Source organism: Ruegeria sp. AB6 (assembly GCF_056542685.1).
Map to the genome: position 1 here is coordinate 14226 of NZ_JBQGAD010000012.1, position 15201 is coordinate 29426.

Annotated in this window: 15 protein-coding genes and 1 pseudogene; 4 read left to right on the forward strand and 12 right to left on the reverse strand. The window is 52.6% G+C overall.

All coding sequences use genetic code 11. From position 1 onward, the window contains the following. Positions 1–282: 282 nt before the first annotated feature. The 3 genes from ACR0DB_RS19120 to gntH form a co-directional block, all read right to left on the reverse strand. The gene (locus ACR0DB_RS19120) at positions 283–1398 is read right to left on the reverse strand and encodes a HupE/UreJ family protein (protein WP_480552529.1); all 1116 of its coding nucleotides are present in this window, start codon (positions 1396–1398) and stop codon (positions 283–285) included. A gap of 160 nt (positions 1399–1558) precedes the next feature. After that, on the reverse strand, positions 1559–3325 hold the full coding sequence (locus ACR0DB_RS19125; protein WP_480552530.1) for a hypothetical protein: 1767 nt from the start codon (positions 3323–3325) through the stop codon (positions 1559–1561). Between the two features lie 53 nt (positions 3326–3378). Further along, positions 3379–4572, reverse strand: coding sequence for a guanitoxin biosynthesis MBL fold metallo-hydrolase GntH (gntH, locus tag ACR0DB_RS19130; protein WP_170773682.1), 1194 nt, complete (start codon positions 4570–4572; stop codon positions 3379–3381). 124 nt (positions 4573–4696) lie between these two features. Between gntH and ACR0DB_RS19135 the strand changes: the two genes are divergently transcribed. Beyond that, the gene (locus ACR0DB_RS19135; protein WP_170773681.1) at positions 4697–5266 is read left to right on the forward strand and encodes a TetR/AcrR family transcriptional regulator; all 570 of its coding nucleotides are present in this window, start codon (positions 4697–4699) and stop codon (positions 5264–5266) included. Positions 5267–5586: 320 nt separating this feature from the next. After that, on the forward strand, positions 5587–6219 hold the full coding sequence (locus ACR0DB_RS19140) for a tyrosine-type recombinase/integrase (RefSeq protein WP_170356902.1): 633 nt from the start codon (positions 5587–5589) through the stop codon (positions 6217–6219). A gap of 1015 nt (positions 6220–7234) precedes the next feature. Here the strand turns inward: ACR0DB_RS19140 and ACR0DB_RS19145 are convergent. The 8 genes from ACR0DB_RS19145 to ACR0DB_RS19180 all read right to left on the reverse strand — a co-directional run bounded on the left by ACR0DB_RS19145 (position 7235) and on the right by ACR0DB_RS19180 (position 13277). Further along, positions 7235–7780: a hypothetical protein gene (locus tag ACR0DB_RS19145; protein WP_480552531.1), complete on the reverse strand. Its 546-nt coding sequence runs from the start codon at positions 7778–7780 to the stop codon at positions 7235–7237. Positions 7781–7856: 76 nt separating this feature from the next. Next, the gene (locus ACR0DB_RS19150; RefSeq protein WP_170356900.1) at positions 7857–7994 is read right to left on the reverse strand and encodes a hypothetical protein; all 138 of its coding nucleotides are present in this window, start codon (positions 7992–7994) and stop codon (positions 7857–7859) included. A 171-nt stretch (positions 7995–8165) separates the two neighbouring features. After that, the gene (locus ACR0DB_RS19155) at positions 8166–9281 is read right to left on the reverse strand and encodes an alanine/ornithine racemase family PLP-dependent enzyme (RefSeq protein WP_170356899.1); all 1116 of its coding nucleotides are present in this window, start codon (positions 9279–9281) and stop codon (positions 8166–8168) included. Continuing rightward, the gene (locus ACR0DB_RS19160) at positions 9278–10477 is read right to left on the reverse strand and encodes an N-acetyltransferase DgcN family protein (protein WP_170356898.1); all 1200 of its coding nucleotides are present in this window, start codon (positions 10475–10477) and stop codon (positions 9278–9280) included. Before ACR0DB_RS19160 ends, ACR0DB_RS19155 begins: the two co-directional genes overlap by 4 nt. A gap of 92 nt (positions 10478–10569) precedes the next feature. Then, entirely contained in the window at positions 10570–11424 is an 855-nt protein-coding gene (locus ACR0DB_RS19165; protein ID WP_170356897.1) for a hypothetical protein, read from the reverse strand. Beyond that, positions 11414–11767 carry a hypothetical protein gene (locus ACR0DB_RS19170; RefSeq protein WP_170356896.1) on the reverse strand — a complete coding sequence of 118 codons (354 nt, stop codon included), beginning with the start codon at positions 11765–11767 and terminating at the stop codon, positions 11414–11416. Before ACR0DB_RS19170 ends, ACR0DB_RS19165 begins: the two co-directional genes overlap by 11 nt. Before the next feature lie 3 nt (positions 11768–11770). Beyond that, complete coding sequence (locus tag ACR0DB_RS19175; RefSeq protein ID WP_170520028.1) at positions 11771–12079, reverse strand: hypothetical protein; 309 nt, start codon at positions 12077–12079, stop codon at positions 11771–11773. 445 nt (positions 12080–12524) lie between these two features. Continuing rightward, positions 12525–13277: a Crp/Fnr family transcriptional regulator gene (locus ACR0DB_RS19180; RefSeq protein WP_170356894.1), complete on the reverse strand. Its 753-nt coding sequence runs from the start codon at positions 13275–13277 to the stop codon at positions 12525–12527. Positions 13278–13412: 135 nt separating this feature from the next. Between ACR0DB_RS19180 and ACR0DB_RS19185 the strand changes: the two genes are divergently transcribed. Beyond that, positions 13413–13646: a hypothetical protein gene (locus ACR0DB_RS19185; RefSeq protein WP_170356893.1), complete on the forward strand. Its 234-nt coding sequence runs from the start codon at positions 13413–13415 to the stop codon at positions 13644–13646. A gap of 484 nt (positions 13647–14130) precedes the next feature. Further along, positions 14131–14709: pseudogene (locus ACR0DB_RS19190) on the forward strand (IS110 family RNA-guided transposase); the annotation flags it as partial. A gap of 173 nt (positions 14710–14882) precedes the next feature. Here ACR0DB_RS19190 and rpsU read toward each other — a convergent pair. Next, on the reverse strand, positions 14883–15086 hold the full coding sequence (gene rpsU, locus ACR0DB_RS19195) for a 30S ribosomal protein S21 (RefSeq protein ID WP_480552532.1): 204 nt from the start codon (positions 15084–15086) through the stop codon (positions 14883–14885). Between the last annotated feature and the right edge of the window lie 115 nt (positions 15087–15201).

Below are 15201 nucleotides of genomic sequence, written 5' to 3' on the forward strand. Positions count from 1 at the left end.
CTTGATGAACAGAAACCTGCGTGTTCAGCGTATGTAGCTCAACTTGCCGACTTGCTGTGTTTCCGAAAACTGCCGTTCCCGGTGTGTGACCCAAGAGTCCGCTAAGGGCCGATTGCGACCTCTTGCACTAAGAGACCGATTGGCGGCTTCGTCCGCAGATCAGTCATTCGTGTCTGGCGCGGCGAATGACCGCGTTGAGCCCAATCTGTCTTATGCTGCGGAACAGCCGAATGTCCGCTTTTCTCCCAGGTGACCATCGCGGCACGCGCCATCGCAATGACTTTAAGCCAACGTGGAATAAACTTCGGCAACTCGCTGAAAGGTCCAATAGGAAGCGATAGCCGCACATCCACCGGCTAAGCCCACTCTAAGGGACATCCACAAACTGGAGTTCACGCGCCGACACATTATCAAGGCAGGCCAGAGTGCAAGAATAATGGCAACTTGGCCAAGCTCGACGCCAAGATTGAAAGCAAGCAGGCTTTGCCAGATGTTTGGAGATGTGATCTGCAAGATATTGTGCAACACAAAGCTAAACCCAAGCCCGTGCAAGAGGCCAATCAGCGTTGTCAGAAGCACCATCGTGGCTTCAGAGCGCGCATTGTCCTTAAAACTCACAAACGCCGCGACGGCTGCAAAAATGATAGAAAGCGCGATCCCGGTTTCGACGGCAGGAACAAACCACGCGCCCGATGGTACAAACCCGAAAAACCCCAGCGACAGCGTTACGCTATGCCCAAAGGTAAAACCGGTTGCACGCAGCAATAGCGCCCTGAGTGTCTGCGCCCCAATGACCAAACACACAACAAACAAAACATGATCCAACCCTTCGAGGATATGTCGTATGCCTTCCCAGACGAAACTCAGGAATCCTCCATACCCCTTCTTCTGAATCAGCAATGGTTCAGTCATCAGACCCCGAGATCGGAAAATCTGAGGTGTGTCTGACGCGTAGTCGAGAATGAGGTTGGCCGTTTGGTCCTGATCCGGCAAATCGGGGTCCAGCACGTTGGCAATGCTGTACGATTGCACCGGGCCGATAGTGTCATAATACAGGACGAGATCGACAATTGTGTCACCAACAAAAAGCGGTGGCAGGAGGGCCGTTTCGGTTTCCACGGCCTTCTGAGCTTCGGCCAAAGTTGCGAATCCGGGCTCATTTCCAACGCGATGCAAGCGAATGGTCTCAACTGTTCCTCTTAGGCGCCGATTGTCGACCAACAGATGTAATCCACCTTCTGCGAGTTGCCCTAGCCCATTGGGATCGCTCATGGCAGCCTGCAAGTCGACAAAGTGGACCAACTGACCGTCGCTCATGGCATTGGTCGTGAATGGTGCAGCATCCGGCAAGGCATCACCATTCTGATCACCGACCTTATCTGCAACCAGATAAGGCATAGGCGTGCGCATGTAGATACGTAGGCCGTCTTCGAAATGCTCGACATGCGAAATTCGAACGTTGAGGTTAAGCAAAAAATGCGCCGAGGCTGATAGCGTCAGTGACAAGAGCACTCCGACAAACAGAGCACCAAGAGCAAAAACCTGTGATCTTAAATACTTATGCATTTGGATCGCGAGCCTCGATTACAGTTAATCCATCCAGCTTCCAATGGCCTGACTCAGGTATGACCTCCGCCAGCACCCGAAACGTAACGGCGCGCAAATGGGCGTGCCCCCAATGACCGCCTTGTGCTTTCACTGTCCATTTGGTCAGGGCACTAAATCCTCCCGGCTTGAGGGTCGGGTTAATGCGCTCCAATTTCAGGTCGCTGATATCAGTAACCGTTGCAAGACTGCCTCCTGGCGTTCGGATCGCGAGACCACGTTCAACCTCTGTTGCGATGTCACTCAGAGACGCTTCCGTCACAATATGTGCCAGCTCTGACTTTCTTGCGGCCGGCGAAACTTCCAGAGTCACCGTGCTCAAGTTCTCGACCATTGAGCGCAGTATATCTTCCGCAACCTGCGGCTTAGGGGGCTCGGGCTTATTCCACGGTACCTCCGACAAATATCCCGAAAATGCGACGGTTGCCGATGTTGCGGCAATCATGGTTACGCAACTGACGCGCTTTGCAACTTTGCCCTTGCACAGAAGGAAAAAACCAATTGATGCGGCACTGATCATACCGGAGATCAAAGCCATTGCCGGGTTCTGCCGTGTCTTCTGCTCAACTGGAATCTGAGTAACAGATGCTCTTTCGTATTGGAGCAAGTGGTTCTGCCAGTGAAATTGAGGATCTGCCGGTTTCACAGCTCCAAAGAATGGCCCGGCGATATCGTTTGAAATGGTCGCAACGCGGGAAATTTCCTCGTCAAACATATCCCATGTGACCGTCACCTGATCGGGAAGGTCTGCCGATGAGAACGACAGGATAGCTCCGATAAACGCATTGTTCACAGACACTTCCTTTCCAGGCTCGACAACCTGATAACCCTGCGATGTTAGCTCCAGGAGTTTTGCTGTAGCGTTTGACGGTTGCACTAATTTGCCATCAATTGTCACCGGGTTACGAGACGCCAGGAAGGACGCCGCTTCGTTTACGATCAAGGCGCTGCGCTGTGGCGAAAGCATTTGACCCACTTCCGTGGTTTCATCAATCCAAGGCGCTAGTTCACGCAAGCGGATCAGTGTTTCATGACGAACTTCACGAGGTTCGATGTAAAGAAAGGTGGATGTCCCGTCCTGCGCTTTTCGATTCAGGCTTTCAGCAGAAAAGCGGCTATCCCACGGATCAGGCCAGTGAATCTTTAACTCTGCTGGCTTTGACAAGAAGCTGAAATCCGTGACCGGAACCTCACGGTCAAAAACCTGCATCCCGATAGTCGCCAGTGGTTCACCAAGCCGCGATGGCGGCACTATAGTCAGCTCCTTGGGAACTAAGTTTTGAAACGGAAAGAACACTTCCGCGAATAAAACGCGCGGATCTTTTGGCGGGCTGGGAACAACTTGCCCCGAGAATGGATCGCGCTGACCTGCAAGCGGCGCGGCCCGGTCTATGCGCGTTCGGTATTCCACCTTTCTGATATCAGCGTTTAGGACCCGTTCGTCGCCTGCAACAATCGAAAGCGCCCGGCTTTCGGCTTGCGCATAACCTTGATTGGTATCTTGTTCAGCCTCCGGCTCACCCCCGACGAAATCTGATGACCATCCTATTGGCAACATATCCGCAAAAAACGGAATATCTTCGACATAGATCTCAAGGTCGACGTAGACCCCATCCTCTTTGACATGAAGGACAGCAATATTGGGGGCAACTTCTGAACCGTTTGTCAGAACGACATCCGCCGAAACGGCCTGTGCACCTGAGGCCACCAGGCCCAGCATCAGGAATAGTCGGTACAGGTACTGCCAAATCGGAATTTTGTTCACCCTGAAGGTTAATTATCCGGCATTGGCGGTGGCGTGTAACCCTCCCATTTTCCCGCATTGACTTTGTCAGACGGCTCTTTTTCTTTTGAACGCGGGGCATTGATGTACTCGTCGCTCACAGCGGGTGGCAACGCATAGTCATCAACACTCGCTTCCCGAACAACGATCTGGTCCTTGGTCACGTTGATCACCTGTAGATCTCGTGCGAGCGTCAGAGGCCCATCGTAAGTCGAACGGACGCCTTCCAAAATCGCCTGATAATTTTCTGGTGAAAGAACAGAGTGATATCCGAGGGCCATACGCGGCTCGACCGCAGACATGACTTTGCCAAAGGCCGCAGGTTCGGTATGAACGCGCGTAGCTACATAGGTCGCCTGTTTCATGTCCCAGCCAAAATACGGGGCCAAAGCATCAGGTGGAAGAAACGCCTCGTGAGAAGCGATGTCCGCCCCTTTGGCATATTCTACATACCATTTGTTTGGGTAAGTATCTCCGCCAAATACGTATTTCAGTCCATTCCATTCCAGAGAATAACTTACCGAGCCATCTAAGCTGTGGATCGCAGGCCAAGACCGGATCGTGACGTCGTTCTCCTGATAAACGATCTCGTTTTCCTGCATGTAATCGAATTCAGTGACTTCAAGCTTGGCGCCGTCATCGGGCAGTGCGCCCGTTCGCGTGGCCAAGTCCCAAGCGTAAGCTTTGGACATGCCATCAACATAGGCTTTAGTGCCCAGTTCATCTTCTGATCCGGACGGGCCGAAGATGCGGAGCGGGGTATATCTGCCTGAAAGCCACCCCCCAACGTGGAGGCCCATGAAATCTCCAACGTGGTCAACATGCAAATGGCTGAAGAAGACCTTGTCGATCTTCGCAAAGTCCGGTCGCAGCGAGAACAGGTTTCCCGTTGCGCCAGTTCCTACGTCAAAAAGAAAAACGTCCCCATTCCCAAGTTCCACATAAAACGAAATCGAGACGGCTGCCTTGGTTTGGTTTGGCATACCCGTCCCCAATGCCGTGATACGCATTTCATCCGTGCCAAGGATTTCAGTGTTGGGAAAGTATGACGCTGGATAAACACCATTTTCTATTGCAGAAGCAGTTCGACCAGTCGGCAGCGCATTTTGCGCTGAAGCGGTGCCAGCCAACGACAAACCCAAAGCCAATAGTGCGCCAGTCGTGGAATTCATAATGCTTTTCATTGATCCCCCCATTTCTGCATGGCGTTTCTGAGAGCACGATGTCGTGAACTCCCAGTTGCCCATAGACTCCTCTACGGTACGACCATAGACTACTCTATGTCAAATAATGAATGCTATAATCTGAATGTCAGAAACTGCCACCCGAGCCTCACCCAAAAACGCCGCGACCAAGGAAGACTGGATATTGCTGGCCTACAAAGTCCTCAACGAGGGTGGCGTTTCCGCGATAAAAGTCGTGCCAATGGCAAAGCGACTGAACCTGACAAGCGGTAGCTTTTACTGGCATTTCAAGAACGTCCGAGAGCTTTTGGATGAGGTTCTCAGATATTGGGAGCAGGAACTGACTGACAAAGTGATCGCACAGGCAAAGACATTTGGCGGTCCCCCGGAAGACCGCATTCTTCTTCTTATGAAAAAGGTCATAGAAGAGGACGCCGCCTTGCCGGATCACGCTGTCTCAGTGTGGGCGAACACCGATGAGAAGGTGAAAGAATCGTATCAAAGAACCATCGGCAAACGGTTCCACTTCGCCGCCTGGATGTTTGAACAGGCCGGGTTTTCGAAAGAAGAAGCGAAAGCGCGCGGAAGACTGATGGTGACTTCGCTAATGGGAGATTCTTCGACCGGTCTGAAAACGCAAGGCGATTGGGAAAAGGTTATAGAACGGGAACACGCAATTCTTGTCGGAAAGTAGAAGATAGAACAAGAAAGTTGCCCGGCATTGTAAGTTTGCTCGAAACGGACAGACAATTTTTAATTGCCCTGTAGAAACAGATCACGCAACAATGCCAGAAGCCGACGTTCAGTCTGTGACCATCAAGGTCCGCTTCGTCCGCATGGCGGTCATAGGCTCGTTTTCATCGGACGTCCGACTTGATCAGAAGCGGCCATTGAGTGTTTTAAACTGTAGTTTGAGATGCGCGCGATCGGTTTCTATGATGGCAAAGACAGTAAAGTGCGCTGGTTGGCAGGGTGCCGATGCCTGGTGCGGGAGGGCTGGATGGAGACTTCACCATGTCCAGTATTCACCTTCCAATAATCAGACCGTCTCAGCCGTCGTGGAACAAGAATCGACTAATTGGTCAGAAACGTCCACTCCTGCCAAGACAGGTTTGGGCAATTCGTGCGCGGCTCGAACTCGCCGGGAACCCGCGCAACCTTGTGCTGTTCAATCTTGCTATCGACAGCAAACTTCGCGGTTGTGATCTTGTTCGCCTGAAAGTGGCGGATCTCGTCGTTGCCGGAGCAGTTCGAGACCGCGTATCGATCGTCCAGAGCAAGACAAGCAGGCCAGTTCAGTTCGAAGTGTCCGAGAACACGCGAAGATCGATTTTTGAGTGGGTCAGATCGCCCGCCATGCTTGGTCGCGAGTTCCTCTTTCCAAGCAGGTTCCACAGTTCATCGCACATTTCGACTCGGCAATACGCACGTCTCGTGCGCAGCTGGGTGTCGGTCATCGGACTGGATCCTTGTGGGTACGGAACGCATTCTCTTCGGCGGACAAAAGCTGCGCTGATCTATCGGAAGACTGGCAACCTTCGGGCCGTCCAACTCCTGCTTGGACACACCAAGGTTGACAGCACGGTCAGGTACCTTGGGGTCGAACTCGACGACGCGTTGAGCATCGCGGAGAAGATCGACATCTGACGGTTTGACGGACGGCAGCAGCCGTCCGTCATCTCAAAACGGGTTCCGAAGGATTAGGCGCGAACGGCCGCTCCTTCGAATACCAGACTTTGGATTATTTGCGTTAAATGACCGCCATGCGGACAAAGCTGCCGTCCACGCCCATTATTGGAACGGCGGCATTATTTCTGATACTTCACTCGTTCCGGCCGAGGAAGTCAGCCAACAGCGCTGAGATTTTTTCCGGCTGATCCTCCATGGAGAAGTGACCGCAGTTCTCCAGCACAAGCAGCTCTGAATCAGGAATTGCCGCATGCAACTTGTGCGCCCAGTCAACGACCTGCCACGCATCATTGCCCCCCAAATGAGTTGCACAGGTGTTTGGCTAAGTTGGGCATAGCGCGGGGTTAACTCATTGCATGTAATTAAATCCTTTTGCTTAGGCTATGGTTGTCCCAGGCTTCGCCATCTTGCAATTCCGCTTCCGGTTCATGACCGCACCAACGGCGATGGTCTCACCATCGAAACCCGCCAAACTGCTACCGCGGAAATGGCGATTCCAGACTTTTGGGAGAATTGCGTCGAATACTTGAGACTGGTCGGTCTCGGGTAAATTGATACCTCTAAACCAGCCGGAAACGCTTCGTCTTCAGCACCGATTACCGATCAATTTCCACGTTAAAAACGGCCTGGATCAGCAGGCTGGGTCAGCGCCAATAACAAATAATGATACATGATCAGAAAAGCTGGTTACGCTGTCGTCAGTTTATCAGCGACGCCAAGCAAGCCCAGGGCTTACCGATAGGCCATTTCGCCACGCGCTCTACCCCTTGCAGCGTCGACAGATTCGCTCTCCTAACCCTTCGCTCCAGAATGGGGTTCTGCAACGAAGGCACAGGCGTTCTTGCGGCATGTCATTGTGGGCGCGAGATATGATCACATCTGTATCGCTGTCGGGTTCTTCCATCAGTTCTTAGCCTCGATTTCTATTTGGTTTTCTCCGCGGATGTAAAAGAGCGTACTAAAAAAGTTCGCACTATTCCTTGAGGTTGAAGGAACTTCCTGCAATCCGAGGGGTTTTGTTAGGACGAACCGGCATTCCTTCATTCTCAGCAGTTTGGACTGCGAAGGCATACTGAGAGCCGCTTCCGCATCCTCGCGGTAGGGCTCGTTGATCTGATGATCTGTCGTTTGCCTCAGAAATGAGCGAGTCCGAGTAGAGGTGCCGAAGTTGAGTCTCCGAAACGCCATCTGCTTCCATGATCAGTTGCACCATCGGATCGGCCAAAAGTTGGTCGAGCATGAACTGCGACAACTGCTTTGAAGACAACTTGTCCTTTGCTTGAGCACTGTCCAAATCAGCGAGAGAAACGGTCAAGGTTCGCGCCAGACCGGGGTGAGATTTCCGTGGATGCAGAAAGACTAGCACTGATGCTTTCCAGGCTTCTGGATCCAAATAATCTGGTGGAGCGAACAGCTCAGTTTCTATTTCGTATTCGCCCGCCGGGAGTAGTTCGTCAAAGCCAGGGAAAGTAAACGGCCTGGAAAAGACTGCGATTGTCTTGCTGACTATCTGCTCCATCTAGGTAGTTCTCCTTTGCAAATACAGCTCATTCGGAGATGTGAACAAGAACAAGCCAGCCACTCCCGGCAGCATATTATGAACTTTGAGGCTTAGGATTTGGTTTTTCGAGGGCGACGTCAGGCCCTTCAGACGTCGTTTCTTTTTTTGGAGCGTCCGCATCGTTTTCCTTCAGTGCGGCAGCCGCTCTGGTCGTCAGGTCTTTGAAAGACATCATTTTGATCCTTTGATTGTCCGCACCACCCACGAGCCAAGATGGGACGTGAAAAGCGAATGCGGATACCACCAATATAGGCATTGATGGCCCAATTTACTACGTAAAGCTGTAGAATAAGACGGTCGACTGAGGTTTGGGTTTAATCGGGACGATCTTGGTGCGCTCCCTTCACTTCGAATATGGGCGATCATTGTTCGCAGCGCTGAATTTTGCCAATGCGCTAGCACCACGGAAGACCTTTGCCACATCGGGTGCAGCCATGCCTCGCGAGAGCGCACTATAGTTCAATTTCAGCTTCATCTCGCCACCAGCGCGAAGCAGGCAATTGGTGTTTTCAACAACGATATGATCACTGGTGGCTCCGACGAACGTGACGCCAGCAGGGAATATTAAACCCGCCGCATCGGTGTCCTGAAGTCCAATGGCAAGGATCGACCGAGTATTCGAAGGACTGTCTAAAGTCACACACTGCATTGAAGGTATAGGGTGATTCATTTGAACGGGGTTTGGGTTTGATTTGGCTTTCGTTTCGATCACTTCCGCCCAAAGCGTAAAAACATCGGTGTAGAGCCCGTCGATCGCGTACCCCGAAACGGGATCGGTACCTAGCAGGATGGCCTCACCCAGACGCAGGTTGTTGATCATTCCGGGCGCCCCCTTACCAAGCGCCCATGGCAAACTGGCAGAGCCGCCGCCTGACACTGTTTCCAGAGCGGGTCCACTTGCAAGTTCGGTGTCGGCGGCAAGCGACGAAAGCAATTCCATTGCCCCTGCAGAGGGTGCCACATGACCCAGACAGGCAAAATTTGCGCCAATCCCCTTCAGAGAAATCCCTTCCATTCTAAGAATTTGAGACACAGTGCTTTCAAGGTGTTCAGGCAAGATGCCATCCCGCATATCCCCCATTTCCACCATCAGGATAATATTGTGAGTAATGTTCTTCCCCAGCGCCTCGATGGCCAGGCTGGCGATAATGTCCATCTCAGTGTTGAAGCTGACATCGCAGTTATCAAGGACTTGCGCGACCTGGCTCAGCATGGGCGTTCGGATCAAGGATATGGAGCACGAGATTCCAGCATCGCGCATACGCATGATATTGCTGATCCGCGCGTCCGCCAGCCCTGTCACGCCACCTTCAAGCATAGCATTCGCAATCTCAGGATGACCGCAAACGGCTTTTGTCACACCTGTCACCGATATTCCGCGGGGTCTAAGGTGGTCGACCAGGAACCGTGTGTTGTACCGAATTTTGTCCAGATCAACGTCGATACGCAGCTTGCTCATTCAATCGTCGTAACACGTACGGGTTGCAGGCGCGGAAAGGCAGATAGAACCATATTCACCAAGTTTTTTGGAGGACGGTTCAATGCGTCAGTGACCGGGAGATACAATTTGCAGTTGTAGTCTGTGATGGCCTTTGAAATCTCAACATCATTCATTCCTTCATGGTTGATCGTCATGCCAATTACCTCTGTGTTCGCAAATGCCTCGATCAGGGTGATTTCATCGCAAGGGGCGGGCATAGTCATGTTGGGGAAATCACATCGACGTTTTCGTTTAGGCGCGTGTTGAAGAATAACTGCATGTGGCTGACTGCCTCGCAGAATGAAGGCTGATGTGCAAAAAGCCGGATGGCTTAGCGCGCCCTGGCCCTCGATCACTATTACATCCGGGTGCTCACCCTCGGATGCCGCAACGACAGCGCGCTCAAGTTCGCCACAACAAAATTGCGGCGGCACCGAATCCATCGCGACACCATACTTGGCGCCCTGCATCAAGCCAGTTTGGCCGGTGCTGACCAAAACTGTTTTGATCCCATGCGCGTTAAGTGCGCCGGTCAGGATTGTCGCGGTTGTACGCTTTCCAATTGCACAATCGGTGCCGAACACCGCGATGCGGATCGCCTGGACGTCTCCAATACTGCCATCTAACAGGCGCAGGTCGGGATTTGGCCGCGGCTTGCGAATGTCGCGTATCGTGACATCGTGAATTTTGGCAAATCCGGCGAGCTCCTTGTCATCGCTAAGAAATTCATGCAGCCCACTGACGATGTTCATTCCGAGCGTTATCGCATCCAAAACAACTTCGCGATCCTCAAGGGACATTCTGCCGCTGGCCGGCGCCATTCCGTAAATAAAAGTGTCGGGGATCGTAGCTTCATTAGCGACGGCGGCATCAAGATCATCGAAGATGGGAACCTGATTTGCGATATTATCAAGCACTTTGCCACTGTCACAACCGCCATACGTGCTGTCGATCACCGAAAGAACGCGATAGGCCTGTGAATGTCGAACGAGACCATTAGCCGTCTTGCCATCGATCTTTGCGAAGTTTCCTTCGCAATACACAATTGCAGTCGGTGTATCTGTCACGAGTGTCTTGCGGTGAAGCTCTGGAAAAACTGCTTGTTCAGGCGCCAGCTTTTGCGCATCGCTGGCAATGAACTGCTTGGCATCCGACGCAATGGGTACGGGTTTCATATTTGTTCCTTTTTAGAGTGTGAAACGCGCGTCCTTGGTAAGGACGGGCAAAAATTGTGAAGTTTGGGAAAGTGGGCTTTCTGTCTGAATTCTCACTGGTTCAGAACACACAGCCCTTCTGATCGATGATAGTTTTTGTGGCATTGCCACCCATTGCCGGATCGGTCGATATGGGCATTTGCCGGTAGCTCGATTGCATTGCAGCGATCACCGGACGCCTCGTAGCCACGTTCGCATTTCCATCCAACTCCATGGATCGCGTCATCGTAGAAAGCGTTTTCAGGCACAAAGACGGCATCGCACCGTCCGTCGCGCTCAAAATACCCACGCTCGCACGTCCAGGGACGCCCGCTGGTTGATGCGTTCAGAAAAGCGTTTTCCGGCACCGCTACTGCCACGCATGCTTCTCCGTCTTTTTCGTAGCCACGGTTGCAACGCCATGCAGATCCATAAGTGCTATTCGTCAGGTAAGCATTATCCGGCACCACGATTTTCTGGCAGCTATCGTCTACTCTTGTGTATCCACGCAGGCACCGCCACCTCTCACCTGATGGATCGAGATATCCACCCTCAGGCACAATCACTTCAGTGCATGAGGTGCCGCCAACTTCAACAAAGCCATGCATACATGCCCACCCTGAGCCATAGGTTCTGTTTGTGGGGTAGGCATTTCCCGGCACGACAATGGCCACGCATTCTTCGCCTTTCAACCGATAGGACAAATCGCATTTCCAACCGTCGCCATACTTTTTGGGATGCGCGTTATCCGGGATCGAATTTGTTTCGGCCGATGCGGGACTTGATGAGATAAAGGAGCCCGCCAAACTGCTGAAGACGACAACAAACAACGCAGCCATTAAGTGAGCGCAAAACCGGTACTGATTTTTTCGATTTGCCCTGATGCAAACGGCGTTGTCCGAATGTTGAGTGATTGAGTTACGATCCATCCAGGTTCAGCCCCTCGATACAGGCCTGCGCCAGGTCTTTGTTAGGAGTTTGGGATCCCGGCACCGTTGCCCAGCCAGCCGCCATGACGGCATCCTTACGCTTGAAAGTAGAAGCCTCATTGATCGTCGTTATTTTTTCGGCGCGTTGGGCGTCAGTTCTCGCCATGTCGACGCAGATAGGAACCAACGCAGCTATTGCACTGTCGCGGGACATCGCGTTGGCCATCTTGTCCGCACTACCGCCTGTCATCCATCCACCCCAAGAAAATCCAACAACGCCTACGAAAACCCCTCCGATCAAGGCGCCGTAGATTCCGGGTTTAAGCCATTCGGGAGTGTTCATAATCTATTCCTCCTGCGGGGAAAGCGCCGCATCGCTGTCATTGTTAGATGTGGCCAAGGTCTGGTCTTGCTTGAGCGCCCGTTCAAAATCTTCTGGGTCAATTGGGCGCATTTCCGTGCGGCCTGGCTTGCTGCCTTTGCCCTGAACTGTCAGGTAGGTTCCGGTTCTTCGATATGCTTCGAAACTCAGGCCCTGTAGTAGTTCTTCTTCAACAACTACTTCATACTCGCCTGCAGGAAGTTCATCTGGATAGCCGGACAAAGAGAACGGATTTGAAAACGTCACCAAAGAACTGGACGATCTCGTGCTCACCTTAGTCCTCCATATAGTTTGTTGGATCTTCCCCGCGCAATCTGCCGCGGATTACGCTCGTAGGCGCCACGGTAGTACCGGCGTTGTAATTTAGAATAATGTGCAAATGGCAGACGCGCGCTGATCGATGTTAGTCTGTGGCCAATGACCTGAGATTTTATTGGAATCTCAAATGCATTTGGTGCCCGAGGATCAGGTGCCGCCAAAAATTGACTAACCTGCGTCAGTGCAACGATGTTTGGATTCTGGCAACGTGATGTGTGTTGGCGGGATATTTGCTGGCGTGTTCTTAACGAGTAATTAAGAAGCGCAGGAAATCCAGTACCATAGTCGGACTGCATTTATCTTGCGCTTCTTTTTCAGTGAAATCCCAAATCTGCCGAAGCGAATTCCGTCTCTAACAGGCAACGATCATCAAAATCCCGGCATCGCTGTAGGGGTGAACTTATTGCTTCAACAGTGGCCCGGCCTGATCCAGATAAGTGGGGTCAAAACCGGCCAACGTCACCAGTCCTTCATAATCATCAAATACCACTTGCCCGGATTGAAAAGTAACCAGCCCCTTCTCCCGCAGTTGCCGTAGGACACGATTAACATGTACGGCACTCAGTCCCAGTGCATCGGCAAGGTGGTATTGTGTCAGTGGGCAGGCGTATCCCGTCTTGCTTGCCATCCCGACCTGAGACAGCCTCACACCAAGTTCCAATAGAAAATGCGCCATGCGCTCACCCGCATCTCGCCGTCCTATGTTGACCAGGTGCTCAACCACCATCGCTTCATCTCGAGAGACCGCCCAAAGAATTGCTGTCGCCAGCCGGGGCGTTTGCGCAAATGCGTCCAGGAGATCATCCACTACTACTTCAATGGCTTGGATTTCCATGATTGGTTCTATGCTGTGATCCGAGGTGTGCAGCAGAACGCTTCGCAAGCCCAGAAAGTCACCCGGTATTTGGAAATCGACGATCTGACGCGACCCGTCAGTCTGGGTTTTGTAGGAACAAACCCAGCCCGAGGCCAGAATGTAGGCAGCCTGCTCTGATTGCCCTTGATGCACAATGTCACGTCCGGCTTCAAAGGTTCTGCGACGCTTGTGCAGGCGTGCCAATGCCGCAAGTTCAACCTCAGTAAGAGCGACGAAGTTTGAAAGCTTTCGGGTGAGTGGACTGTTTTTGATAGTGCGCAAGTGTTCTTCCTTCATCGATGAGCAGCCCGCGAAACTATCCGACGCCAAGACTGCTTTCGATCAGTTAAGTATACAGCAATCTATGCCAGTATGATGCAATTCATTGTGGCGCTTCCTTGCTTGGACGCCTGTTAAAAAAGGACGTCTACCATGGCTGACCGGCAAGACCACTCTGGAATGGCCGCACTCTCAATTTGTGAAGCGCTTTTGCTTGCAATCAAAGATCGTGAGCTCCTGCCCGAACATGAAATTGTGGGAGTTCTGCGTGACGCAGCCGCTGCCCAAGAAGCAGCGGTCGGCAACAACGAAGACAATGATATACACCAGGCCGCCGCCATTCTCATTAACCGGATCATTGCTTCCGGCTATCGGGTTCGGCAGTAGCGTCGAGTCCCGTATCGAAAAACAAGATTATGCTCGTCAAAAAAAGCTTAACAGCAAATAGATGCACTTCTTGATGCCTCGTTCCTGATCAGCTCAAACACGAAGCTAGAGCCAATTTTCAAATGCCTGCCATATCCTGCGTCTTGATTGTCCGACCGAGTTGCGGCGAAGGTACGGTTTCCGTCAACGCGAATACAACGCCTGCGAATGACCTGATTGGTTACACTCGCCGCGCCGCGACAATAAGTATGCCTCGACCGCGAGCAAATGCTGCTTCAGCGAAGGCTCCAGATCGAATGACGGCCAAGTCCGATTAGCAGGCATTCGCTCCTTTTCGCACGAGCCGCCGGTTTCTGCGAAAGCAGACGTTCACCAAGATCCTTTTGGGCGACCGCTAAGCAGATGGGGTGGATGGCTCCTGCTCCATCGGCGTCGCGATGCGCCATAGTGCAGGTGTTGTCATCTGCAAGAGAGGAGCCACTCCATGCAAGTTACCACCATTGGCCTGGATCTGGCCAAGAATGTCTTTCAGGTTCACCGCGTCAATGAGGCGGGCGAGATCGTTTTCAACCGTTCGCTTCGGCGCGCGCAAATGCATCGTTTCTTTGAGAGCCTGCCGCCTTACCTGGTCGGAATCGAAGCGTGTGGGTCGAGCCACTACTGGGCGCGGGAGATTGCAAAGCTCGGACGCGGGGTGCGCCTGATCCCGCCGGCCTACGTGAAGCCCCATGTGAAGCGTGGCAAGTCGGATGCGATCGATGCCGCGGCTATCTGCGAGGCGGTGACACGGCCGTCTATGCGGTTCGTGGCGATCAAGACGCCGGACCAGCAAGCGGTCCTCGCGCTGCACCGTGTGCGGGACCTGATTGTCCGTCAGCGGACGCAGATCGTGAACATGCTCCGCGGTGTGCTGGCCGAGTTTGGGATTGTTGTTCGGCAAGGCGCCGGCCGCTGCATAGCCTTTGCGAAGCATTGCCTTGAAGGCGTTGAACAGGACTTGCCGGACCCGGTCCGGGACATCGTGACCAATCTCTGTCACCAGCTCGTGGCTCTGCACGGCCGAGTACTCTAATACAGTCGTCAGCTGAACCGGGCTGCAATCCAAACAACCGAAGAGCGGACAATCCAGACTGTGAAAGAATGTCAGTTTGCGAAGTCCAATTGCGAATTTCTAGCCCGGCACGCAGTTAAAGTCACAACTCGTGATCAACGCTGCTCTTTCACGTTTACCAGCATTTAGCTGTTCTCTCGTAGAGCCTTCTTCCGCTCCAGTTTTCGGCGACGCCTGATTGCCTCAGAAGTTTTTCGGGTACGTTTCTCAGACGGTTTTTCGTAAGCCCGTTTTGCGTTCAGATCTCGAAAAACGCCCTCTCGCTGTATTCTCTTTTTGAGAACACGCAGTGCCTGGTCAATGTTATTGTCGCGAACGAATATTTGCATAGTTTTCCAATCATTTCCGGTTTCTGATTTGTGACCGCAAGGCACGGCGATGCCGCACTAGCGCCCAAGAACGCATTGCTCGCCAAAAGTCTGCCCCCCGACCGGCCTTCGCAAA